General features: G+C 33.9%; 24 protein-coding genes and 1 tRNA gene. 17 read left to right on the top strand and 8 right to left on the bottom strand.

The genetic code is table 11. The annotated features are described in order from the left end of the window. Window positions 1-9: 9 nt before the first annotated feature. Window positions 10-528 (top strand): KEOPS complex subunit Cgi121, encoded by a 519-nt coding sequence (gene cgi121 / locus QW128_03460; GenBank protein MEM3832643.1) that lies wholly within the window; start codon window positions 10-12, stop codon window positions 526-528. A gap of 421 nt (window positions 529-949) precedes the next feature. Here cgi121 and QW128_03455 read toward each other — a convergent pair whose 3' ends face one another. Continuing rightward, window positions 950-1855: a coenzyme F420-0:L-glutamate ligase gene (locus tag QW128_03455; protein MEM3832642.1), complete on the bottom strand. Its 906-nt coding sequence runs from the start codon at window positions 1853-1855 to the stop codon at window positions 950-952. A gap of 448 nt (window positions 1856-2303) precedes the next feature. Here QW128_03455 and QW128_03450 point away from each other — a divergent pair, with 448 nt between their 5' ends. The 10 genes from QW128_03450 to QW128_03405 all read left to right on the top strand — a co-directional run bounded on the left by QW128_03450 (window position 2304) and on the right by QW128_03405 (window position 13779). Further along, complete coding sequence (locus QW128_03450) at window positions 2304-3422, top strand: pyridoxal phosphate-dependent aminotransferase (GenBank protein ID MEM3832641.1); 1119 nt, start codon at window positions 2304-2306, stop codon at window positions 3420-3422. A 361-nt stretch (window positions 3423-3783) separates the two neighbouring features. Beyond that, window positions 3784-4434 (top strand): TenA family transcriptional regulator, encoded by a 651-nt coding sequence (locus tag QW128_03445; protein MEM3832640.1) that lies wholly within the window; start codon window positions 3784-3786, stop codon window positions 4432-4434. Further along, window positions 4434-5084 carry a thiaminase II gene (tenA, locus tag QW128_03440; protein MEM3832639.1) on the top strand — a complete coding sequence of 217 codons (651 nt, stop codon included), beginning with the start codon at window positions 4434-4436 and terminating at the stop codon, window positions 5082-5084. Before QW128_03445 ends, tenA begins: the two co-directional genes overlap by 1 nt. A gap of 359 nt (window positions 5085-5443) precedes the next feature. Beyond that, on the top strand, window positions 5444-6622 hold the full coding sequence (locus QW128_03435) for a DUF401 family protein (GenBank protein ID MEM3832638.1): 1179 nt from the start codon (window positions 5444-5446) through the stop codon (window positions 6620-6622). Window positions 6623-7102: 480 nt separating this feature from the next. After that, window positions 7103-7675 carry a hemerythrin domain-containing protein gene (locus QW128_03430; GenBank protein MEM3832637.1) on the top strand — a complete coding sequence of 191 codons (573 nt, stop codon included), beginning with the start codon at window positions 7103-7105 and terminating at the stop codon, window positions 7673-7675. Window positions 7676-7977: 302 nt separating this feature from the next. Next, window positions 7978-9360: an SLC13 family permease gene (locus QW128_03425; protein MEM3832636.1), complete on the top strand. Its 1383-nt coding sequence runs from the start codon at window positions 7978-7980 to the stop codon at window positions 9358-9360. Window positions 9361-9458: 98 nt separating this feature from the next. Then, window positions 9459-10463, top strand: coding sequence for a TAXI family TRAP transporter solute-binding subunit (locus tag QW128_03420; protein MEM3832635.1), 1005 nt, complete (start codon window positions 9459-9461; stop codon window positions 10461-10463). A 1-nt stretch (window position 10464) separates the two neighbouring features. After that, window positions 10465-10950 carry a DUF1850 domain-containing protein gene (locus QW128_03415; protein ID MEM3832634.1) on the top strand — a complete coding sequence of 162 codons (486 nt, stop codon included), beginning with the start codon at window positions 10465-10467 and terminating at the stop codon, window positions 10948-10950. Next, window positions 10943-13033, top strand: a complete 2091-nt coding sequence (locus tag QW128_03410) for a TRAP transporter fused permease subunit (GenBank protein ID MEM3832633.1) — start codon at window positions 10943-10945, stop codon at window positions 13031-13033. Before QW128_03415 ends, QW128_03410 begins: the two co-directional genes overlap by 8 nt. A 101-nt stretch (window positions 13034-13134) precedes the next feature. Then, window positions 13135-13779 carry a helix-turn-helix domain-containing protein gene (locus QW128_03405; GenBank protein ID MEM3832632.1) on the top strand — a complete coding sequence of 215 codons (645 nt, stop codon included), beginning with the start codon at window positions 13135-13137 and terminating at the stop codon, window positions 13777-13779. Between the two features lie 283 nt (window positions 13780-14062). Here the strand turns inward: QW128_03405 and cutA are convergent, their stop codons facing one another. Beyond that, window positions 14063-14380 (bottom strand): divalent-cation tolerance protein CutA, encoded by a 318-nt coding sequence (gene cutA, locus QW128_03400; GenBank protein MEM3832631.1) that lies wholly within the window; start codon window positions 14378-14380, stop codon window positions 14063-14065. A 281-nt stretch (window positions 14381-14661) separates the two neighbouring features. Here cutA and QW128_03395 point away from each other — a divergent pair, with 281 nt between their 5' ends. Next, a complete protein-coding gene (locus QW128_03395; protein MEM3832630.1) occupies window positions 14662-14880 on the top strand; it encodes a TRAM domain-containing protein in 219 nt (72 codons plus the stop codon). A gap of 85 nt (window positions 14881-14965) precedes the next feature. On the opposite strand, the gene QW128_03390 is transcribed toward QW128_03395, so the two are convergent. The 4 genes from QW128_03390 to QW128_03375 form a co-directional block, all read right to left on the bottom strand. Further along, window positions 14966-15454 (bottom strand): hypothetical protein, encoded by a 489-nt coding sequence (locus QW128_03390; protein ID MEM3832629.1) that lies wholly within the window; start codon window positions 15452-15454, stop codon window positions 14966-14968. Further along, a complete protein-coding gene (locus QW128_03385) occupies window positions 15441-16385 on the bottom strand; it encodes a DUF4129 domain-containing protein (protein ID MEM3832628.1) in 945 nt (314 codons plus the stop codon). Before QW128_03385 ends, QW128_03390 begins: the two co-directional genes overlap by 14 nt. Window positions 16386-17157: 772 nt before the next feature. Next, window positions 17158-17919, bottom strand: coding sequence for a proteasome assembly chaperone family protein (locus QW128_03380; GenBank protein ID MEM3832627.1), 762 nt, complete (start codon window positions 17917-17919; stop codon window positions 17158-17160). Window positions 17920-18077: 158 nt separating this feature from the next. Further along, entirely contained in the window at window positions 18078-18728 is a 651-nt protein-coding gene (locus tag QW128_03375) for a hypothetical protein (GenBank protein ID MEM3832626.1), read from the bottom strand. A 361-nt stretch (window positions 18729-19089) separates the two neighbouring features. Here QW128_03375 and yjjX point away from each other — a divergent pair, with 361 nt between their 5' ends. Beyond that, the gene (gene yjjX, locus QW128_03370; protein ID MEM3832625.1) at window positions 19090-19602 is read left to right on the top strand and encodes an inosine/xanthosine triphosphatase; all 513 of its coding nucleotides are present in this window, start codon (window positions 19090-19092) and stop codon (window positions 19600-19602) included. A gap of 317 nt (window positions 19603-19919) precedes the next feature. Beyond that, a complete protein-coding gene (udg, locus tag QW128_03365) occupies window positions 19920-20531 on the top strand; it encodes a type-4 uracil-DNA glycosylase (protein MEM3832624.1) in 612 nt (203 codons plus the stop codon). A 6-nt stretch (window positions 20532-20537) separates the two neighbouring features. Here the strand turns inward: udg and QW128_03360 are convergent, their stop codons facing one another. After that, on the bottom strand, window positions 20538-20972 hold the full coding sequence (locus tag QW128_03360) for a ferredoxin family protein (GenBank protein ID MEM3832623.1): 435 nt from the start codon (window positions 20970-20972) through the stop codon (window positions 20538-20540). Between the two features lie 287 nt (window positions 20973-21259). Here QW128_03360 and QW128_03355 point away from each other — a divergent pair, with 287 nt between their 5' ends. Then, the gene (locus QW128_03355) at window positions 21260-22003 is read left to right on the top strand and encodes an enoyl-CoA hydratase/isomerase family protein (protein MEM3832622.1); all 744 of its coding nucleotides are present in this window, start codon (window positions 21260-21262) and stop codon (window positions 22001-22003) included. Between the two features lie 39 nt (window positions 22004-22042). Here QW128_03355 and QW128_03350 read toward each other — a convergent pair whose 3' ends face one another. Next, entirely contained in the window at window positions 22043-22630 is a 588-nt protein-coding gene (locus QW128_03350) for a sulfite oxidase-like oxidoreductase (protein ID MEM3832621.1), read from the bottom strand. A gap of 765 nt (window positions 22631-23395) precedes the next feature. On the opposite strand from QW128_03350, the gene QW128_03345 reads away from it, so the two are divergent. Continuing rightward, entirely contained in the window at window positions 23396-25588 is a 2193-nt protein-coding gene (locus QW128_03345; protein ID MEM3832620.1) for a hypothetical protein, read from the top strand. A 49-nt stretch (window positions 25589-25637) separates the two neighbouring features. Then, window positions 25638-25713, top strand: a tRNA-Gln gene (locus QW128_03340). Window positions 25714-25715: the final 2 nt, after the last annotated feature.

Below are 25715 nucleotides of genomic sequence, written 5' to 3'. Positions count from 1 at the left end.
TTGTTAACAGTGCATGTTAACGATCTAATGATACTAATTCAGGGAATGATGGTTCGTTCACCAATCAATATTGACTCACTTAAAGAAATTCTTGATAAAGCAAACAGTAACGATTGTGTCGTACAGTTGATTGATGCAGACGTTGTCGCTTCTCTCCATCATTTAATCGCTGCAGTAATTAGGACAGAGCGTTCTTTTAGTTCAAAAAGAAACATCTCGCATAAGAGACATGTGGAATTGCTTTTACGATTATGCGGCACACATCAAATTTCTGATGCAATAAAAATTGCCGGCGTAAAACCGGATTCCGTTAATATTATACTCATATGTTATGGAAAAACGAAATGCCCATACTTTGAAACAATCCTTAAAATGATTAATGGTGATTTAAGAGACGATGTTCTTTACCTTAATAAGGAAAAGAGAGAAAAATTAATTAAAATTTATAATCTATCATATAATATTCCTACTGAAGATCTAATAAAATATGTGCTTTTTAAAACATCATTAATAGAAATAGGTTTTTAGTTTAATTACTTTAATAAACACGTTAATCTAAGAGAATAGTAGCTCTGTAAGTGAAACAAAGCTCAAGCTGAATGGCGGGGAATCATATGCTCTGGGGCTGTGGCAGAGAAATTAAAGAAGGTCTTAGAATGCAAAGTTCTACGGCTAAAAAACATAATATGGGCTGAAATCGTATAGAAAGGTGGTTCGATACATTTAAAGCCAGAACAAAACGACTCTACAACAATTTCCCAAACAACCAAACCATGCAAAGCGCAATGCAAAACAAAGGCCTAGCGTATTCATAAAAACTCCCAAATTTTTAAGTGAGCTGGCCCCATGCCAAATGAGTTCAAGTCTCTTTAGATTCTATATCAGTTAGAATAATTTTAAAACTGTGATATTGCAGCAAATTTCTGCATAGTGTGTTTGCTAGGATTGCTTATTTAATGTTAAGTAATGAGAGCAATAGTAGGAGTAGTTTAAACTTGACGTTTTCCCATATTGCCATCCTGAAGGCTCTTCTTAACGCTTTGCCATATATAACATCCTTTATTCCTTTCTCGCTTCTCTCATATTTTAAGCCTCTTATTATTACTACTGGTATTGCCTCATTTGTTTGGCCGAAAAGTAGATTAGCTGTGGCTGAAACCAAGTCCGTTAGGTTGTCAACGCCTCCAAATTTGGGCTTACCATACAAATCTTTACTTGCGAAATTTCTTGAAACTGGTTGTATACCTGAAGATCCTATAGCTATGTCAATAGATCCGAATTTATCAAGCTTCCACTCCGTATCCGTAATGACGATGGCTACTTCCTTATTCGTCAGTTCTCTTATCCTCTCTCTCATTCTTTTGGCTGATTCATCTGGGTCTTTAGGTGGTAGAGTGCAGTAACCTTCTGGAGAATTTGAAAAATCTAATCCGGCATCGGTAAGTAGCATTCCTTTCACACTTGTCATGAAGATGTAAGGGTCTTTCCTAATAATTTCTGCTGCAGTCCTTTCATCTCTAGCATAATCTTTGAAAAATTTTCCATAAATTTTCATAAACTTATAGATTGGTATGATAAAGCTTATGCTATCACTATTGCGAAGGATTAGCTCTATTTCTCTTGCATCCTTGTGGTAAATTCTCGATAGAGCTTTAGCTCTCCTCGATGGCTGCACGTCTGCAAACCTATATATCCTTCCTTCAGCCTTAGAGACTATCTTCGAAGTTACGACAATCACATCATCCTCTTTTACTCCATAAGCCTGCTTTTCAGCCTCATCAACTATTAACTTCGCAAGGTCAATCCCAGGACTAATATCCACGTTTATCTTCAATCCATAAATTTCTATCTTCATTGCTCTTAGTCCTCAACATCAAAATAACTGTTCGCTATGATATAAAGGATTCGATTAAAAATTTGGTAAATCGCATGCAATTAAATAATTAAGCTTTTTACAATAACTCTTTATTTTTCTCTAATTCTAGTCTAGCCTTGCTAAGATTCTGGTCTGCATTTGTATGTGTGGACCTTGGTTATCATCAGACTCATCAACTTCTTGCGTTCATCGATGGTTCGTCATCTCTCTCTTATTTTAAGCCGAGAATACGTCTCTATCCACTCTGAAATTGTTAGATACGGTGTATGATCTGAAGGAAAAGTTCTCTTTTCATAGTTGCCAAGTAATTTGAATTCTTAATTGATGATGTGCAGGTTTGTAGTTAATATATATAACAAAAATAATTCTAAGATTACATATCTTGACAATATTTATATTTCAGATTATTTTTAGAGTCACGAGGATTATGCCATTTGAGAAGGTTACTATTAGAACAATTTCTGATGAGTGTAGTAGGCTTCGAAAACTTGGATTCTCTGTTGTTGATGCTCATATTGGTGCTCCGTCTCATGAACCTCCAGTTCTAATAAAGGAGGTTTTAAGTGATTTAGGTGATGGAGGTCGCGAATATCTTCCGTTCGTCGGTATTAGTGAGCTAAGAGATGCGGTAGCACATTTTATAGAGATGTGGCGAAATGAGACTGCAGAGTCTTCTAAAGTAATAGTTACATCTAGTGCTGTACACGCATTATATGTAACATTTAAAATGTTTTCTGGATTTAAGATGCTTCTTCCAAAACCATATTTTCCGCATTATTTCGAACAATCAGAGATAACAGGAGTTAAATACACCTTTTATAATCCTACAGCATATGACATAACATCAGAGATCGTCAGCAAATTAGATGATGATACAAAGGCAGTTCTCATAAACTATCCACATAATCCAACTGGATACTATCCACCATCAGAACAGTTAAAAGAACTAGAGGATGAGCTAAGATCCAGAGACATAATATTAATAAACGACGTTGTTTATCATGAAATTTATTTTGATGAAAGGCCATACTTTCCAGGTGATATACTCATAGATTCGTTCTCGAAGACCTTTTCACTGCCTGGGCTAAGAATTGGTTATATTTATTGGAATACAAAAAACATAGAACATGTGGGAAGATTAGTATACTTAACAACTGCCGGTGCAAGTGATTTCTCACAGAGAATCGCATTACGTGTGCTAAAATCAGTCACCAAAACATATTTGGATTATGTGAGATCATATTATAAAGTTAAACGTGACGCATTGATACAAATGCTTGATGAACTAGATTTTGAATACCCCGCGCCTAAAGGAGCATTTTATGCTTTTCCTAAACACCCAAAAATTAAAAACAGCACCGAATTAAGTAAAGCGCTATTATCATCGAACAGATCAGTATGTATAGGTATTATACCTGGAGAACTTTTTGGCGGCAATCATAATCAATTTAGAATAAGTTTTGGAAAACTAACCGAGAACGATATAGAATTAATGAAGCAAGAATTTGAAAAAGAATTTTATAAAGAAAAATCTATAGTTCATTAGTTTTGGATTTAGCATTGCTTAACCATGACAGGTGAAGAATAAAGGAATTATAAGAAAAAATGACTTCCAGCAATTCGCTATAGTCAGCGGTGTTATTTTTTACTTTCTTTTTGGAGAATAATTTTTCTCTCAGACAGTTATAGTAACAACATGAATGATAAATCTCATCTTAAAACAGAAAAGCCTATATGCTTGATGTTTCTAGTGTTATAGTGATGATGAGTCTTTTAGCATTAAACCACTTGGTAGTTAAACTCAATGAGCATAGTAAAATGCATAACAGCAGTGCCTATAAAATGAGTATGAATCTTGGAGTCTTCAGGAGATTTCGTCCTTCGAAACAGAAAGGAGGTCTTGTAAGGTGAAAGCAGAGGATTTAATCCAAATTATTCGGGATGAATTAAAAAGTGTTAATCAATTAATATTGAATCATAAATTTATAATTGATGCTGAAAACGGTGAGTTACCATTAGCTGCATTCAAAACATTTGTTTCTCAAGAATATTACATTGTGTATCATGATGCTCGTAGTCTTGCATTAATGGCATCAGGCGCAAGGTATTATGATGAGTTTGAATTTTTCTTAGAATTATCCAAGAGTGATGGTGATGCATTAAAATTATTAGAGAAAATGGGAAAATCACTTGGGCTAGACGTTTTGTCTCTTAAAAACGTAAAAGTTATACCAGAGGCTGTCGCATACACTCATTATTTGGCATGGTTAGCACTTTATGGAAATCCAGGAATGCAAGCTATAGCATTAATAATTAATTTACCGGTTTGGGGTAGTAACTGTAAAAAACTTTCTAATGCACTTAAAAATAAGTACGGTATTAATGAAACTGGGTTTCTAGATCTTTTTGCGCAACCATATGGTGAGTCAGAAACTAAGGGGGCTAAAATTATTGAGAGGTATTTGGATGATGTTGAAGACTTAAAAAATGTTAGTCGAATTATTCAAAAATATGAACTCATGTTCTGGGATGCAATTTACAAGGAGGCGTATTTATGATGCTTACAGAAAAATTGAGGAATAGGGCCGATACAATATGGAGGAAAATTTTTGAGCATCCTTTTGTATTAGAGCTTTATAAAGGAGAATTACTGATGGAGAAATTTAAATACTATGTAATACAGGATTATAACTACCTTGTTGAAATATCACGTTGTTTTTCTTTAATATCTGTTAAACTAGATTTTAATATTGCTAAACAAACACTTCAAATAGCTTACATGGATATGACTACTGAAATGGATAATTATTTAGCATTGTTAGAAAAGCTTAATCTGAAGATTGATGATGTTATCAAAACTGAGCCAGCTCCTACAAATTTTGCATACATGAACTTTCTTGTAAGGATATGTTCTCTTGGAACGCCCATTGAAGGTTTAGTAGCATTACTACCGTGTTTTTGGACATATAAAGAAATTGCAGAACATCATAAAGAAAAGCTCAAGAACAACACAAACGATATATATAAAGATTGGGCGAGAACATACCTTTCCGAAGAATACAAAAACCTAGTAAACATGCTAAAAGACATCATAAATACTTTACCCTATACTAATTACGATACCCTAGAAAAAATATTTATGATTGCTAGTAAATATGAATACATGTTCTGGGAAATGTCATATAAAATGGAAAAATGGAACATATGACACCTCACATCCGTTTGTTCCGTATTGTTATTCCTACCATTTAAGGTTGAACACAGGAGATTAGTAGAGGTTTCCATTTTGAGCTCAATGGTATGGAGCTCACATCATCTTTTCTCTCACATCTGAGAAATAACTGTAAAATCTCTCTTTAAATGAAAGTCACTTCTAATTGTATAATTGAGAGGAGTATGTGAAGTGTTTTCTTTATTATTGGAAGATTAATGAAGACAAGTTATAAGGTATGCGATCTTTAATGCATATTATGAGTGCAAATACTCTAAATGAATGATATTAAACTTCGCAGTGAGATTGAAAATTTTTATAAATTCTGTTTAATTAAGTTTAAGGGGGTCATCTATATGTCGTATTTGAATACTGAATTGGCGTTTTTTGTGTCAGTTATATTAGTATTAGTTCTCGTATTTAGGAAGACTAATATAGCATTTTCATTAGGTATTGGGACAATATTTTATGGAGTTTTTACTCTTAGCTATGATGTTCTTAGTGCAACTGTGAGATCTTTTAATTTGACCATGATTGAGGTCATAGCTGCTCTCACTTTAGCAATGTTTTTGGCTGGGTTATTTAGTTCTTTAGATATTTCTTCTAAAATGGTTGAAGGTTTAAGTGTATTCGGTGAAAAATTTGCAGCTGTTTCTACGCCTGCTGTAGTAGGACTTCTCCCGATGCCAGGAGGAGCTTATGTTTCTGCCGTTATGACAAAATCACTGTATGATGAAATGAGGCTTGCTCCACATGAAGAGACTTTCATAAATTATTGGTTTCGTCATGTTTGGATTCCATCATGGCCTCTTTTTCAAGGTGTAATATTGGCTGCTGGAGTACTTGGAACAACAACACAGGACATAATTAAAATTACATGGCCTGTAACAATCATAGCAGCATCAGTAGGGCTTCTACTAACTATACCCAGATTAAAAAGTCAGGTAAGTGTTAGAAAGAATGGTTCTAGTCTAATCCATCTTTGGCCTTTTATTTTAATTGGTCTCCTCACAATACTCATAGGCATCGATGTAGCCATATCTACTGCAATAACAGTATTAATTTTTATTTTAGTGTATAAGCCTAAGAAAGTTCATTATATAAAAGCGCTTAAACATGCAACAAATATTACAATACTATTGGTCATCATCTTTTCACTAATTTTTAGTCAATACATCAAAGAGAGTGGCATCACAAGTATTTTAGCTGTTATTCTTGGACCTATAGGTAATTTTATGGCATTTCTTATACCATTCTCTATTGGTTTTGCAACTGGAATTGAATTCACGTATGTTGCACTAACGTTTCCTCCACTAATACCATTGCTTTCAGGATATGGGCTCTTATTCGCATTCACTGGAGGATATATGGGAGTTATGCTAAGCCCTGCACACAGCTGTCTAATTTTATCAAGCCAACATTATAACGCTGAACTACCTAAAGTATACAAACTAATAATACCGACTGTTGTGATAACTGTAACACTTGTTTTCCTGCTTTTTAGCGTTATGAATTCATTCAATATAAAAATATAGTCACAATTGAAAGCTTACTCTTTGGGTAGGAATGAAAGTTATAAGCTCGCATTCTCTCTTACAATATGTACGGAGTATCACTTTAGGAGGAGGAAATTAGAAGAAAACAACAAACCCTTTAGTTATTAATCCTTTGCTGACATTAAATTATCACTATTCACGACTGAGGTCGAGAGATGGAGATTCTCTGTTTCTTTTACCTGAGGTTTTATTATGCTTGAGTTCTGGGCTCTGTCAAGACAGTTCCAGCTATGGAGTTTGCTTTCATAGCTCGCTTGAGTATATGTTCATGATTCAGTTATCTTTGAGCATCTTGCTTAATAGTACTATTGCCCAAATCATTATTTAAACCTATTAATACCATTCTCACTAAAGCAGGGAGTCTTCTGGTGATATATTTTGTAAATCAACCCAATAAATAACAAAATAATGCCTAAATATTAAGGGTTAGTATTTAAATAATAAAAATACTTCTAAACCATGAGATATATGCTTGCTACAGAAGTCTTAAAAGAAGAACATGAAATTATATTAAGAATGTTACGTATTTTAAACGTGATTTCAGTTAGACTAAAGGAGGATAAGATAGTTGATGTGAATGTTTTTACACGTATATTGGATTTCATAAAGAACTTTGTTGATAAGTGTCATCACTCTAAAGAAGAAAACGTCTTATTTCCGGTGCTAGAAGCTCATGGTATTCCAAAAAAGGAAGGACCAATAGGTGTAATGCTTATTGAGCATGAGTATGGTAGAAAATACATTAAAGCATTAACTGATGCCGTCGAACGTTATTATGGCGGAGAGAAAAAAGCAAAGCAAGAAATAATAGACAACATTACGAATTATGTCAACCTTTTAAGTCAGCATATAATGAAAGAAAACGAAATATTATTCCCGATGGGTAATGAGGTTCTACATGAGCATGAAAGTGCAGAACTTATAGAAAGATTTGAAAGAATAGAGATGGAGGAAATAGGACTTAGAAAGCATCAAGAATACATCAGACTAATTAACGATCTTGAGAGTGCATTTCTTTACACTTCTTCGTAAAAGGGGAGTTTAAGCTGTAATTATGTTGGCTAAATTAGAAGAAATTAAGGTTTGTGCATATTTAAATACTATGATGTGCTTGCATGTTACCAATAATTAAACTTGAAGAAAAAGTTCAAAACATAATGCTAACCCGTAAGCATTGATTGCTGTATTATATTTAAAATATCACGCAAGTTCTACATTTAATAATCAGATATTTCCGAGAGACTAACTCTAAACATAAAGGCTGATGTGCACGGTCTCTTTTTTTAATTATTAAAGTTTTTATTCTTCTATAGCGTTTAAAAGTGCGATGAATAATGGAGGAGTTTGAAGTAACAAAGGTAGGATCAAAACGTGATTTCCTAATATTTTTTGTTATTAATGTTATTGATTTTCTTGTACTTTATTATATTTTACAAAACATTACGCAGGCTATTGCTACTACTATTTTTATGGCAACTGTGATCGGTACTCTCATGTTTTGGCGTTTTAGATTAGCAATAGCATTCTTAGGTATTGCACTACTCCTAATAACCAGGACATTAGATTTAGAACACATGATTCAATTTATGAGCATTGATGTGATAACATTTCTCATATCTATGATGATAGTGGTTAGAGTTGCGGAAGAAGAGGGTTTCTTTGATTGGTTCCTATACAAAATTATGAAATACACAGGGAATGATCCACGTAAGGTATTAATTGTTATAATGTCTATCTCAACATTAATGGCAGCATTAGTGGATGAAGTAACATCAATACTCTTCATAACGGCAATAATATTTAGATACACAGAAAAATATAAAATACCAGTAGTCTCCTTTGTAATACCGGCAGTCCTAGCAACTAATATAGGAAGTTCAGCAACACTCTTGGGAAACCCTATAGGAATACTAATAGCCTTAAGGGCCGGGCTCACATTTGAAGACTTCATCTTTCATGCTACACCTGTAGCATTATTAGCATTAATCTCTATAATACCAATATCTCTTTTGTGGTATAGGAAAGATCTAAAAATTCCTCAAGAAATTGTTGGAAGTATAAGTAACGAAGAAGAGCATTTTAATATGAACAGAGTTAAGAGGGGTGGAATTTTAATGATTTCAACTATATTACTTATTGCTCTGCATTATCGTATAGAGCTTCTCTTAGGATTAGAAAAGAATGTTTTTCTCATTGTAGCTGCAATGACAGGAGCTTTTGTTGCTTTAATATGGAAGAGAGATCATGCCAGAGAGGTTGTTGAGAAAGGCGTCGATTGGTGGACACTTACATTCTTTATGTTTCTGTTTGCTAAGGCTGGTACCCTTGCATACACTGGTGTTACTGATAAAATGGCTAAAGCAATGGCTACATTCAGCGGGAATAGTCTCTTTGTTACTGTCTCTATAATTTTATGGGTCAGCGGTTTTGGTAGTAGCGTTCTAGATAATGTTGTCCTTGTCGCTGCTTTCATACCTGTTGTCAAGGAGTTAGAACAATATATTGGCGGTTCCTCACTTTGGTGGGCTTTATTGTTTGGTGGTACATATGGAGGAAATATTACAATGGTTGGTTCAACCGCTAATATAGTTGCTTTAGGTTTATTAGAGAAAAAAATTAATTACCATATGACATTCTTTAAGTGGTTCTGGATAGGATTATTAGGAGGGATAATACCAATGCTAGTTGCTAATGCGATCTTATTCCTTTATCATTAAATCTTTAATTTTATTATACAACTGCAATTTTATTATATAGTTGCAGGCAAAAATATATATACCATGAATAAAGAATGTTGATTTGAGAGGTGTTAAATTTGAGAGGTGTTGCACAAAAAACATTAATTTTAGTGATAGCTGTAATAATAATTTTAGGAGGAATAGCAGTTGCTTTATATTTTCAACAACAAGCCCCTCAGCAGTATAAGATAAAGATTTTTACTGGAGGCACTGCTGGTGTTTATTATCCTATAGGTAATGCACTCTCAGAGATTTTAAATAAGTATTCTAATGGAAAAATTCAGGCCTCTGCTCAATCTAGTGGTGCTAGTGTAACGAATGCCAGAGCTTTGAGTACTGGAGATGCGCAACTGGTTTTTATCCAGAATGATATTGCCTATTATGCTTATAAAGGTATTTACATGTTTGCTAACAATACTATCAGCAATATAAGAGGCGTTGCCGTATTATACCCTGAAATAATTCAGATAGTTGTTAAGGCTGATAGTGGAATTAAGAGTTTGATGGATTTAGAAAATAAGAGAGTTGCTATTGGTGCAGCAGGTAGTGGTACTGCGGTTGAAGGTGAGTTAATTTTGAAAGCAGCTGGACTTTGGGGTAAGGTGACAATACAGAATTTGGATTTTGCGCAAGCTTCAGATGCTCTTAAATTAGGACAGGTTGATGCAGCATTTATCGTAGCTGGCATACCTACAGCTGCGGTTACACAATTAGCGGCAACAACTCCTGTGAATCTGATAAATATACCAAATGATATCTTTAACAAATTAAAAAGTCAAGGATACTTGTTCTTTGTACCTTATACTGTGCCTAAAAATACCTATAACGGTATGACATCTGATGTTACAACAGCTGCTGTTATGGCTATGTTAGCAGTGCGTTCAGATTTACCCGATGATGCAGTTTATACAATATTGGACGTAATGTTTAGTCATTTGACAGAGCTTCAGCAAGCTCATGCTAGAGCTTCTTCTATATCCTTGAATACAGCGTTGAATGGTATGAGTATACCCTTACACCCTGGTGCTGTAAAATTCTACCAAGATAAAGGAATTACAGTTCCCAGTGAGCTTAGACCATAAAATGCAACGCTTAATAGTAATAATAACAACTATTATTTTTTTGATTATTATTTTTACACCAGTTATACCAGTTTTAAAAGTATCTGTTGATGGTAAGAGATTCTTTATTTTTTCGCAGCGCATAGTTGTTAATATCTCTTACATGCATAGTGTAGAACTATTAAGAATTAATGAGACGTTTGTCTTAAAGAATAATGAGTTCTATCTAAAGACTTTAAAATGGCCTGGTTATGGTGCTGGTCTGGCTTCTTCGACTAACGATTTAATAACGAACAGTACCATGAGGGTCATAAATGGAGAATACGTTTTGGATAATTTGAACGTTAGTGTTGGGAGCATGATAAGCATTAATACTGCTTTCATGATTAGTCCAAACATAACAGTTAACGGTATGGAGATAAATGGTAAAGATATAACGCTCGAGGTAGAAAAGATAAATTTATTTGAATTACTATACATTAAGTTCAAAGGTGATATATATGAGTGAGGCATACTCGGAATATGAAAGAGCAAGGAAAGGATTGCCTGCATTTTTAATATTGCTTGTAAGTATAATTTTTGCGCTGTATGAAATAATCGTAGTGATGGGACTTAATTTTATTCTATATAATTTTTTAAGAAGTTTTGGGATTGTTTTGCCTTTTATTTTAATCACTCCTGATATACAACAAAGTATGGCGTTTCTTCTCGGGTTAATCTTTTTTTCCACGTTCATAATACATCCTTTACGAAAGAGCATAAGAGAAATACCAATTTACGATTATTTATTAGGGCTGTTAGCATTCTTTTCTGTCTTTTATCTTTTTTTGATTTTTCCAGAAATTGTAAGATCTGGTTATCTGGAACTAACGTTCCTAAATTTGATATTTCCATTATTAGCAATATTTTTTCTATTAGAGACCACGAGAAGGGTTTTAGGATGGGCATTACCATTAATAGCATTAGCCTTCATATTAATGGGATTGTATGCTGAAGGCTTTAATTTAAGACCGTTAATAAATCACTTGTACTATGCAAGAGAGGGTATTTTTTCAATACCTTTGTACGTTATGACATCCTACGTTTTCGCATTTATATTTTTTGGTTCGTTTTTGGAGAATGTGGGAATAGGTAAATACATTACTGATTTAATTTTAGGTATAGTGGGGAAAAGAACAGGTGGTCCAGCGAAGACTGCTGTAGTCGCTAGCGCGTTAGTTGGTACTGTTTCAGGTAGTTCTGTAGCGAATGTATTAACTACTGGCACGTTCACTATACCTTTAATGAAGAAGGCAGGTTATCCTCCGGAAGTCGCTGGAGCTGTTGAACCCGCTGCATCAACAGGTGGTCAACTGATGCCCCCTATAATGGGGGCTGCAGCATTCGTTATGGCGGAATTTTTAGGAAGGCCTTATAGAGATATAATGATTGCTGCTGCAATACCAGCTATATTATATTTCGCATCGGTTTACATTTTTATTGATAGAGTAACTAAAAAGTTAAAAGTTTATCCATTAAGTAAGGAACAACTGCCTTCTCTCAGATCTATAATAAGCCGATGCTACCTGCTCCTTCCCATACCTGTTATAACTTACCTTCTTCTCGCTGGATTAGAACCACAATATGCAGTAATAGGTTCTTTAGGAGTTGCATTAATTACAGCATGGTTCGCCCAACCATCATTAATATTACCGGTTAAGATACTATTTGCTGTTATAATTTTTATCATTGGCATGATCTCATATTTTTTAGGAATACCTATAAGTGCCTCTGTATACTTTTCAGGAGTTATGTCACTTTTTGTTTCAATTATTATAGCTGTTCTTCATAAAGGTAGTCGTGAGATGTTCAGAAGTGTTATAAAATCGTTCGATGCATCCTTAAGAAGCTCCATAACAGTATTCTTGGCTGCATCATCTGCTGGTATTATCCAGGGCATTCTTACACTAACAGGTTGGGCAACTCTGATAGGTTACAGGTTAATAGATTTTGTGGGAGGTAATATATATTTACTTATGCTATCAGCGATGATAATCAGTTTAATACTGGGAATGGGCGTTCCAACAACGGCCAACTATATAATAACCTCAACAATCTCAGGTGTGGCATTAGGACTTGCTATAGCATCATGGAATAATTTATCTATGCCTCTAGCACTCCTCACAGCTCACATGTTTGTATTTTATTTCGGTATTTTAGCTGACGTCACACCACCCGTCGCATTGGCATCATATGCTGGAGCTATGCTGGCAAGGTCAAAATTTTGGAGAACTGCTATAAATGCAACCATTTTTGCTTTAGCAGGGTATTTAGTACCATACATTTTTGTTCTAGACCCTACTTTACTTATAATACCTGTTCAGCAATGGAATTTATATGCTTATTATAGAATATTATATGGTTTATTTAATTCAATACTTACCATGTTAATGTTAAGTGCTGGAATAATAGGATGGCATGGAAAGGAGATCGGTAAGCTTCAGCGAGTAGTGTTGATAATATTAGGAATAGCAAATCTTACACCCTATGAATGGCTAACACCAATATTTGCATTAATATATGTTCTTCTTTACTTTTATAATAAAAAATAAAACTATCTTTTCCATGATTCTTCTATTCTATGGGTAAGGTTATTGTATCTAATCAGTTTTTATGTTAAAAGATTTTTGTATGTGCTGCTAAGTTTATTGTGGTGGTTAGTATTAAAGAGATTATAATAAATGTAAGAATGCCTATTGACTACTTAGTTTCATCGCTTATTAATAATGGAGTACCGGTGAGAATCTTAAAAGTAAAACAGTTTGGTCCTTATGTTATTAAGGAGACTATTGAACTAGGTGTGCCAATTAATAAGCTTTCAGATATTATTAGTAAATTAAAAGAGAATCCTAACGTTTTAAGTGTGAAAATTCTTTATTCAGATAGTACTAAGGTTTTAGTTAATGTTGTTGGTGTTTTTAATGAGATTTATAAGATCTTTGCTAATTTTGATGTGTTCATTTCGGTGATGAGAAATCTTCATGATGGTTGGAGTGAATTGGTGTTGATAATTCCAAATAATAAGATTTTAAGAAAGATCTTGAAACAGTTGCATGAGATTGGTATGCAGATGAGAGTAAAGAGCATAACTTATGCTAGAAATAAGACTATTTTAACACCTAAACAAGATAGTATAATTAGGATTGCTTATGAACTTGGTTATTATGATTTTCCTAGAAAAACAAATTTAACATCCTTAGCTAAAAAACTTAATCTATCATCTGCAACACTATCTGAAATTCTACGACGTGGCGAGTACCGTATCATCTCTTATTATATAACAAGTAGAATTAATTAACATTTGTTCATAAAGCCTTTTTAGTGATTTCTAAAAACAGGTTTTCAGTTATAACTAAGAATTCTACCGTTGTGGGATTCATGGACTTTCGTCCCTTCCCCCTCAATTTCATAGAGGGCTTTCTGGGGCAACGGGGCTCCCCTCATCCTGAGCATGTTTAGACGTGCCCATTCGGTGCCAATTTACCACCACATATCGGGCACGTTCATGCATTCTTTAATACACTAAACATCTATAAAAAATCTATCTATTTGGGAGCTGCTGTCCAACCCTTTGCTAAATTTCATGATATGATTTCATTGATCCATTTCAGATAATCTTGATTCCCACCAACGATCGGTATTGCTATAATTTCAGGTACTGTGTAGCTGTGATTACTTTTTACTACTTCTATGAGTTTATCCAATATTTTTGCATCACTTTTAACAATTAATAATACTTCGTTCGATGTTTCTATATTCCCCTTCCACCAATAAACCGATTTTATGTCTTTTACTAAATTGATGCATGCTGCAAGTTTATTTTCAATAAGTATCTTAGTAATGCGTTGCCCTTCAAATACATTAGGACACGTAATAAATACCACTATTGGCTGCATCATGTCTCACTAGATGTACTATAAAGTAGCTAAATAAAAATTTCCTTTAATTTCTAATTCAGTCAAGAGCATATTGAGACAGTGTAATGAAGATTAAAGAGGTATAGAAACTTTAAGATTTCAAGAATAACTATTCATATCAAAAGCATCATTTTAAGGTGTGCATAGATTTAAATATAGCCAAGTGGAATTAATTCTGAGCGTGGTTAAGGGCTGTGCACTGCGTTCTTTTACGTAGTGCTCAGTTCTTGATCACGTTAACGTAGGAAGGAGGTGAAAATAGAATGGGAGAAAGAAGATTTCCAGCACGATACGCACCAAAACCAGTTAGCGTAGGCGAGGTACACGAAGTAGACATTACAGAAGTGAGTCAACGTGGAGATGGTGTGGCACGAATAAAAGGTTTCGTGATTTTTGTGCCTAACACTAAGAAAGGCGATCACGTAAAAGTGAAGATTACACGTGTTGGAAATAGATTTGCATTAGCCGAGGTTGTTCAGTGAAAGACCATAGCAAATAAATAAGAATGCACGTTAAATGTATATTTTGTTTTTTACTTTTCCATTTTATCATTCATGCATCTTAGCTTTAAAAGTTTTGAAGCAATCTTTTTAAATCGCTTATCACACTAAATAATTCTTTTTCGTTATGAAGTTGATCTTCGCCTTTAATAATTCTTGCTGTAGTCTTATTCACAACACTAAGGAGCGTTTCTAGTGGCAGAGATCTAACTTCCGAAACATTGATTTTGAAATATGCGGCTAATATTCTAGATCCAATATCCCTGATCTCCTCTGTAAGTATGGTCAATGTTGCATTTTTATCTTTGTTTTTTATGAGATGATCAATTAGGGATTGCAAATATTCCGTCCTACTCCTAGGTTCTTTAATAAGTATATTCTCTTGATTCTTATCGCCTTGTGTGTTAAAAATTTTTAGACCTATTGAAAAGAGATATAACGCCGAGACTAAAGCTATCAAATATTTAATTAAATAATAATCTGCAAAGGTTATTATTGATACCATAGATATAATATACACAAATGTTGCCGTTATTACGAACTTAGTGGTTAGCATTTTTAACAGCCATACTTTTACGTATTTCCTCAAGAGAACTTATCGCAATTTTAATTTTATCATCAGTAATTTCATGGTTACTATAAAGAGTTTCCTCGAATAATAGCGTTAAGGCATGAAGTGGTTTAGCTGGTAACCATTGAAAAGTTTGCAGACATGCTTTTTCAAATTCTCTTACAGTTTCGTATGATTTTGGTTCTTTACCAGCCTCCTTTATAATTCTGCACATCTCATCATAACACCTAATTATTATATTCTTTGTATCACTTTGTATAAAAGGATTCTCTAATTCATGCAATGTATTTATAATAATATTCTCAAGTTGCTTATCTGAATCATTACTCGAACTGTAAAGTTCTCTCTTACCATGAAACGACCAAATGCCGAATGTAACAACTATCAGCAATAAAATACCAAAGGCAACTAATGAGAAATTATTGATAATAGAAAATACATTACGCATAGATTCTTGAATATATGATGGAAAGAAATTTGTGCTTATGCTTAAATTGGCACCAGAAAATTTTGTCGAATTAGATAATTGGATTCCTGTTGTTAATGGACGCTTGCTAATGTTAGTAAAAGCTAAGAGAGCGATAACTAAAGTCCATGCAAGAATCTGCATTAATAAGTTACGCTGCTTCTTTTGAGACCTCATTCCATCACTTTTCCAATTCCTCATGAGTTCTATTATTTCACGTCTATTCTTAATTAAAAATAAAATGAGACCTAATTCAATAACTAATGGTAAAAATGAGAAAAATAAAAACAACACATTGATAATAATTACTAAATTAGAACTCCAAAAAGCACTTATTTCAGCTATTGAGTTAATATTATAACCATGATAAGAATAATGCCGTGAAGCAATCATAATAACAAGAATTAATAGGATAAGCATAAGTATTGCTTTTGATGTCTTCTTTCTCATTCTAAAATTATAGTATTAAAATCAATATATAAGAGTTTTTATTTAAAGCTAGAAATGATGAGTGCAAAGAGCTCGATAAGAAAGTCTATTATTTAGAGTGAATTGTTGATGTGCTTAATAGGTGTTTTGGATGTGATTTTTGAGTATTGCTCACCTTCCCTGAAGCAAAACAGTACATGACACACTACACTTCTCAGATGGAATGATGCAAGATCCTAAAAAAGCAACAAGTTTCTTAGAAGCAGGAACCTCTCGACCTTAGTCAAGAAGAGTATCGCTCTCTCAACAATCTACATCTAACGTAATGATTTTCTTCTTATTGACATTCGTTAAGTCTAAAGACAGAGAATTCCCTATTCTTCAGACTCTAAGGGCTTTTGTTGTACCGTTTTCCGAACTGTACCAAATGCAACACCTACATGAGCTATATGTTCATAGCCTGCTTGAGAACAACTTGTCTAAAAGTATCATACATGCTTAAGCCTATCAATAATACATCTCATTAGAAGTAAAGTTTTAGACTTTCTTTCGAATATTCTTAGTAAAAATTAAAGCAAAAATCTTCCTTTTCAATATCAGAATAACAGAGTAGTTTGCCTTTTTTGGTAGATACCAAAAAACTGTGATCCAGCTTCTCATAATTTATTTTTGCAGAAATCTCTCTGAAAAAGTAGGACGAAAAAGTGAGATAAAAGGATAATAATAAATGGATGAATTCGAAAGCAGGAATCTTTTTAACTTTAATCTTAGAGAGTGTTAAAACGTAAAGATATTAACCTATGTACGGTGGTGGGGGTTCTTTCCCTTTTCTTGTTTCTCTATATTCTTCACGCTCTGCTCCTTCGGCCATTTTTCTCATGAACATATTGAGTTCTTTGGCTTTTTCTTCGAGCGCATTTAAGTTGATTTCTATAGATAACGCTGTTGTAAGTACTTTGAGTGCCGCCTTTGCAGCACCTGCATCCACAACATAACCTGATGTCTCTCCTAGTAAACACGCCCCCCTCATATTCATAAGTCTCGCAAGTCCAACTAGAATACCATTAAGACCTGTAATTGTGCCATTATCCATTATTATAGTACCAATTTTTTCGAATGTTCTAGCTGTTTCATTGTCTGTAGCAGCACAAAAAACCTTCGGGTTTTCAGAATGCTGTCCTGTCATAAAAGCTGCCAGAGTATACACATTGGTAACGCCTCTTTTCTTAGCAAACTTCAGGACAGCTGACGCCATTTCGTAATTTCCTTGTGGTGTTGACGGTTGAGCATCACCAGTAAATATCAGTAAATTACGATTAGGATCACCGGAATCCCAATAGTAAATATAAGCTAAAGGCATTGTAACAGTACCATCCGATTTTAGATTAACCTGTGGTGGAAAATCACTTGAATATATTTCACATACGAGTTTTGGTTTTAATTCCTCAATTAAATGATCTACAGCTAACTTACCAACAAGCCCAATGCCAGGTAAGCCAGCTATCAATGTTCTTACTTCAATATTTTTATCACCAACATACCTAAGCTTTATCACAATAATTCACGTGCTTATATCTAAAACCTAGAATATAAGCTTGGTTATCCTAGTTTATTAACCTACTATCTTTTGAGTTTCATACTAAAATGTGCATTAGCAAAATAATTGAAAATTCATTCTTCAAGGTAATTCATATAGATTATCTTTTCAGGTCATTAAAAATAGAAATAATCTATATTATGTAACTTCATATAATTATTAAGTGTTAATTCACTTGTTTCAAGCCTATCAACATTGACTATTATAACAGTTTCTAAGTGAGCTTTCTTTAACTCATCCATAGTAACGGGAGGATTTCTATAATATCTATCCACGAGACCTTTTAACATAACCAATGATTCATCACTTCTATTCTCAGGAGGTTCAAGAAAGATCACAGGTATTTTTAGAATGTGATATGGTGGAACAGCCAAGCTAAACTTATGAGAAAAAATACTGTAACGTGCAATTTTTGCGGCAACTCTTATATTCCAATATGTTACAGGATCCAGAGCATTTTCAGGAGGAACAAACCCAGTCTCAACCTCAACAATATGGATCACGTTCCCTCGTTCGCCGTATACATCACAAACTATGTTATTATTTAAATTATGTTCAACATCAACTATAAATCCTTTCTCCAAAAGATGGCGTGCAACAAGAACCTCCATAACAGAATGATTAATCTTCACCAATAATCTTCTACTCATATCAACCAACTTATCTTTAATCCTCAATAAACCATCCATAGTAGTAGAATCAGTAAAATCCTTCATCCTATCTATAAGTAGATCGAGGTCTCTCTCAAAATACTCATTCTGGACCATAACAATACACAAAAAAGAAGGACCTAAATAAACATATCCTAAACATTTCTAAAAACTTATTACTATACTTTTGAATTTTAAACAAATAATTTGATATTTTACATGAAACAAATTACGTCAACTTAAAAATTGATAAGAGATATATTTATGTTAGAAATACTGATAATTGCTGACTGAAACCTAAGAGAAAGACCAACCCATGTAATCGGAAAACACATCGATGAGATGTGTTTTACTCTTCAAGTACTTGGAGAGTAACCGATGCATGGGGGTCAAGCTTCAGGTTAGCCTGAAGCTCTTCTTAGGTTTCAGTCAGCATAACCAAAAAACTTATTTTTTGGTTATAATTAATTTTAACTATATGATCATAGCAGTGGGTTCAACAAATAAAATTAAAATTGAGGCCACAAGGAGAGCGTTCTCTAAGTTTTATAAAGATATTGAGGTAGTAGGAGTCAATGTTAATTCTTATGTACCTTCGCAACCAATTAATGAACAAGTATTTCATGGTTCTTTTAATCGTGCTAAAAATGCATTGAAACTCGTTCAAAACGCTGACTTCGGTGTCGGTATCGAGGGGGGTGTCATAAAATTGTTTGAAAGGTATTATTGTATGGGATTTATTGTTATACTATCAAAATCTGGAGAAGTATCCACAGGTTTTTCTGGATGGTTTGAATGCCCATCCAAAATCCTTCCTAGATTATTATCTGGAGAAGAACTTGGATTAATTATGGATGACATATCAGGGAGAAAAAATATAAAGTATGAAGAGGGAGCAATAGGCATACTTACGAGAGGAATTATTTCCAGAACTGATTTGTATGAACATGGAATAATAATGGCACTAACCAAGTTCATAACAAATTTATAAAACCATTAAAAATCCAGCTTTTTAAGATATAAGTATATGAAAGACTGATAGTCGCATCATTTTAACTCAACATCATTGTGATAAGTATGTTCTCTCATTTATGGAAACAAGTGAGGATCCTCACGGTCATTCGTCATAACTCATGTTCTAGCAGATCGACACTTTCAACGACCAAAGTTAGGAGATCCTTGCTTCTAAGATGTTCAGATCTATTAATTACTGCTTTTCTTGAGAATGCAAATTTTTCAGTGCAGAGTTTTTCATTTTTGTGGTTTAAGTATAAATTATTATAATTTATTATCTACTCTGGATAATGTATGAACGATGAGATAGAAAAACTGGGTAATGAGATTAAAATTTGTATTAAATGTCGTCTTCATCAGTTTAGAAAGAATGCTGTGCCCGGAGAAGGTAATCCTCATGCAGAAATAATGTTCATAGGAGAAGCTCCCGGATATAATGAGGATATACAGGGAAGACCGTTTGTAGGAGCCGCAGGAAAACTTCTTACTGAGCTAATAGTAAATGTTCTTAAAATACCAAGATCATCAGTATACATAACAAATGTAGTAAAATGCCGACCTCCAGAAAATAGAGATCCATATCCGGATGAGGTCCAAACATGCACACCTTATCTTGATAAACAAATCGCTATAATAAAACCAAAAATTATTGTAACTTTAGGAAAACACTCAACAAACTATGTACTAACCAAATCTGGAATTAAAGTAAAAAACATAACAAGCGTTAGAGGACAACTTTTTAATATATCAATATCAGGGATCAACGTGCATGTGATGCCAACTCTTCACCCGGCCGCTGCTCTCTATAATCCTCAATTACGATCACAGATTGAGGAAGATTTCAAAAAATTAAAGGAAGTAATGTATAAGGAAACTACTAAAAAAGGTTTGGAGACTTATTTTTAATTGAACTTATGGTGGTGTTACTTTAATTGCTGCTACAGGGCATGCAGCAACACAAGCCATGCAATATATGCAATCAGCTTCTCTCACAGGATCTGATTTATCGGTCCTATATTTCTCCCAGAGTTCCTTATCAGCTGGATTATTAGGATCTATTATTCTATCCTTACCTGTACCAGCAGCTCCTGGGTTAAAAGCCCACTCAAAGACATTAACTGGACATACATCCATGCATGCACCATCTGCAATACAAGAATCCCAGTCTACTGCCACATGCGTGCCATGAATACCAAGTTTTGTGGGATAAGGTTTTCCGGGTTCGCCAGATTCTCTTTCCATACCTTCAGCTCTAACTTCATGATCGTGATGTTTGCCTGTTACTGGATATTTTTTATCAAAGTCTGGGTCTATTGGTTTTGATTTAAAATCCACAGGTCTAACCAACTTTTACACCTCATGCTTTGTAATAAAAACGAATAAATTAACATGATCCCTAATACATTAGGGATTTTCAACAAAATTGGAGAAGTAGACAGGTTGATGTTAGCTTTTACTTAGAGGATATAAGTCGTAAAAATAACATCATTGTTATATTTTCATTGAGGTGTTCATTTTGGATGAGATATTAAGGAGGGATGTGCGTTTGGTTTGTGTTATTTTGTCGTATAGTGAAAGCGGATTTTATGGTGAAAAATAAAAGTTTTTAACTCCTAATATAGTTGTGGTGTGTAATGAGTATAGAGAGTAAAATATATGAAAATGCTTATTGGATTTTCTTAAACAGACCTGAGAAGCTGAACGCAATAAATGTAAAGATGTGGGATAGTTTAAAAAATGAATTGATTGATGCATCTAAAAATAAAAATGTGCGTGTTATTGTTATAAGCGGTATTGGGAGATTTTTCTGTGCAGGAGAAGATATTGAGGATTTGAATTCTCTTAAGAGCTTTGATGATGCTCTAAATTTATTTTTGGATCATATACGGCCAGTTTTTGAATTGATATTAAGAAGTCCAAAACCGGTAATGGCTGCTGTTAATGGTCCTGCTTATGGTGCTGGTGTTGAGTTAATTTTAGCTTCTGATCTTGCGGTAGCCGTGAGGGATTCATACTTTTCTCTTTCTCAAGGAAGAATAGGTGTAGGTCCTGCATTAGCATTGGTTATAGGGTTACCTGCATTAGGTAGAAAAAGGTTACTTGAGATGGTTTTGACTGGTCGTAAAGTAACAGCCGAAGAAGCTTATGAATGGGGCATGATAAATTATGTTGTTGACAAGAATGATTTAGAAAAATGGGTTATAAGTGTCGTGAAAGAGATATCACTAACTACTCCTTTGCTTGCTCGGATTACAAAAGATGTCATGATGAGACAGTTAAGCCTTATAGATTATACATCCATTTTTAGAGAAATCGCATTGTTTTTACTTTCTGAAGAAGCTCGCATAGGTATAAAACAATTTTTAGAGAAACATTAAAAGATATTTATATCTTTATGATAATGCGCTGATCTTTTACTACATTGTATGTTTTTTAAAGTTTTTCCATATTTCTGATTTGAAACGCTCTTCATTCCATACGTTTCCTCTCTCATGATAACCGCGCAATTCCCAATAACCATCGATATATTTCTCTACAAAGGTTATTTTTGATAACCATTTTGCGCTTTTCCAGCCATATAGATGGGGAATGAATGGCCTGATAGGAAAACCATTTTCTGGTTCTAGCGGTTTATTATTCATTTTGTACACCAATATCGCATCATCGGTTTTCACATCTTCTATGGAAACTGTTGTTGTATAACCATCTAAACATTCAAAGAACACATATCTTGCTTCAGGCCTAACCTTTACTAGATCTATTATTGTTCTAAAACTAACTCCTTCCCAAATTACGTTTGGTACACTCCATTTCGTCACACAATGAAAATCACTGGTCATCTTTATTGATGGTAATTTAAGTATATCGTCATAAGTCAATGATACTGGATTATCAACTAATCCATTTATAGTTAATCTATAATCATTAATGTTAACATTAGGTATACCATTTACAGTGTATATAATGAAATTACGAACATAAACTTGTCCGGGAGGTCTATTCATAATAATTCTTGTTTCATTCTGGCATAAATAATTAACGTAGTTATGTTTTTTCTTAATATGAAATACCAAAATACAGTTTCCTTACTTATATAGATGGGTATCCAGAAAACTTAGGACTTTGCTGGGATGAATGGGCAAAAGTTTATAACGTTAACTCACTAAATTTGGGATGCTCCCGATGTGGATGAAATAAATTCCATCTGAACTGAAGTAATTGCGGGAATTGCTGCCATAAGGCTTTGTTACAACGCCTCTTTGACCTCCATTGAAGATGAAAGAAAAAATCTGGAGAAAGGCCTTGGTATCGCTTTGGGACTTAACATGTTTTACAAATATCGTGGGCTATCTTAAAGTCACAAAACCCAAAAATATTACTCTTCTTTCTTCTCATCCTCACTTCGATTGCAACTATGATTGTTGCTTCCCGTAAAAGTGCTATTAACCTGATGATCGAAATTTGGCTTCCAGCCTTAGTTGCTATTATAGCAGGTTGTGTAGGATCTGGCTTCCTCCCCGCCCTAAAGAGGCGAGGCTTTCAGGTTGTAATGAGCTCTGTGAGATGGTGGAGTTGCGAGCTCCGCAAATCGACAAATGAAGGAATGAGCTTAAAGCCCATCCTAAATGCTGGAAGCTCCTGAACTCAGTCGTGGAGAAGCTCACATGTTGACTCCGCGGTTAGAACCTGGATATTCTATGTTTTTATGCTCTATAATTAGTAATTTCATTTTAAAACTTTATTTAGTTTGATTAATAATTAATGATGAGATGCTTAAAGTTAATATTGATGAAAAGTTTGGTATCAGTTCATTGAGCATAGATGAGGAGGAGCTTGTCTGGGATATTCAACCAATTCTATATGTTAATGGAATTGAACTCGTATTATCAAGGATTACCAAGCCAAAAATTAAACATTTTTATGGAAGAGATAACGTTGGTAGGTACGAGGGGTGGAATTTTAGATGGTATCTGGTTGATAAACGTCTTGTCGAAACTAGAATAAAACACTATTCACGTGTCAATGCTGTAATTTTCGAAATGGAGGCCTTACGCACATTAAAAGGTACGAGACTTAAAGATGATTTTCTTTTTACCACATATAATTTTCCTGCATTTCGTATTCCTAATTATGCTAAGGTGTTATACTATACATGGGGTTTAACAGGAAATGATAAACTTAGAGGATATTGGTCTGAAGGTCATGTTAGTGAAAGTATTAAGGTGCCCGATAATGTACCTTTCACTCCTTTTATTGTTAAGGGTAAAAATGGTGCATTAGCTTTTTCAGCTTTTAATATGTTTCTTGTAAGCTCTATGAGGAAGAAAGGTGATTATATAATGCGTGGTGTTCATGGTAATATAAATGTTGTTAAGAGGGGTTTCACTACAAAAACTGTTGCTGTATATGGTAATAATTTTATTGATGCGATTAATCAATGGGGTTCATTTTTATTAAAGATTTATGGTAAAAAACCTATTAAACCAATGAGCCATGATGTGCTTAAAAAACTTGGATATTGGAGTAGCTATGGAGGATACTATTCAGAACTTTTCCATCCTATAAATGAAGATATTGTGAAAGATGTTTGTACTATTTTTAAGAAAATGAATATACCCTTAGGCTATATTGGACTTGATTTGTGGTATATTTTTGATAAAATTGGTCTTGCAAAAGAATACAAACCAAATCCACAGCGTTTTTCGAAGAGTCTTGGAACAATAAGTAATGAGAATCGCGTTCCCTTTGTTCTTTATCTTTCTGCATTCGAGAGAGAAAATTACTATACTGATAAGTATCGTTTTATATATAGGAAAAACAAACTTATTTCGATCCCAATCGATACTAAGTTCTATAATGACTTGGCAAACATCTTTGTTTCTGAAGGAGGCATTGCTGTGTTGTATGATTGGGTTAGAGCTTATAAAAGTATTATAAGAGAACTACGCTCTAATCCTGAAATCGTTGAATATTGGTTTAATATGATGGTTAAAAGTTTTAATGATAAAGGGTTAGCAGTAATCCTTCATATGCCAACTATTGGTTTTGTTTTGTCCTCCGTTAAACATCAAAATATTATATCGTTAAGAACATATGTTGATCATCTCTTATCTCATAAAGGTCAGTTAAAGTTTTTAAGGGAGACTAAGGGTTGGCGATGGAAAATTGTTCCTAAAAATATTTACATGAGGCAAAATCTCATGATGGGGCTGCTCGCAAAATCTTTAGGTATGGTGCCGTTCTTTGATGTATTCATAACCAACCCTAAGCATCCAGAGGGATTTGCAGAACCTAACGCAAAGTATGAAGCCTTAATAAGAATTCTTAGCGGAGGTATAATTGGTATAGGTGATAAGGTTGATCATATAAACAGGTCAGTGCTAAAATTATTATTGACACCTGATGGAGAATTAGCTAAACCTGACACGTCAGCTACGATATGGGAGCATACGCTCAACGATGATTTATTGCTTGTTTATACATATAGTAAAATAGGAAATTATTATTGGAAGTATATAGGTATTATAAATACTGGACAAAGAGAACAAAGTTATAATTTTGACCTTGAAAAAGTATTTAAAGAAAGAATTTATTTTATTTATGATTACTTCAAAAAACACATTATTAATGGTTCTATTATTACTGGGGATTTAAAAACATGCCAAATAGATTATTATATTATACCACCTACTATTAATAATATAGTTCCAATTGGATTCATAGATAACTTCATTACAATGCCAAGCTACACTATTCAATCGTTAAGAAAAGAGAAGAACAGTATTGTGATTAACGTTAAAACTACGTCAATGAAAACACGAAGAATTGCACTATTTCCTGAAGACACAAGGATAATGAACATTTATGGGGGTATAAAATTGCGTCAAAGCGTTCAAAATAATTTTAGAATAATAACATTCAAACCAACAAGCAATTTAGTAACCATAAAATTTTCTCATTAAATTTTAAATAAAAGTTAAAATTTACCTTATTTTATATCAAATGTAGAATAGCCCGGTCGTCTAGAGGACAAGGATGCGGGGCTTTGGACCCCGCGACGTGGGTTCGAATCCCACCCGGGCTACCATA

The sequence above is a fragment of the Thermoprotei archaeon genome, assembly GCA_038881895.1.
In the GTDB taxonomy this organism is placed as follows: domain Archaea; phylum Thermoproteota; class Thermoprotei; order Gearchaeales; family WAQG01; genus JAVZOV01.
Note: the sequence above shows the minus strand (reverse complement) of the source record. Positions and strands in the feature narration are given on the sequence as shown.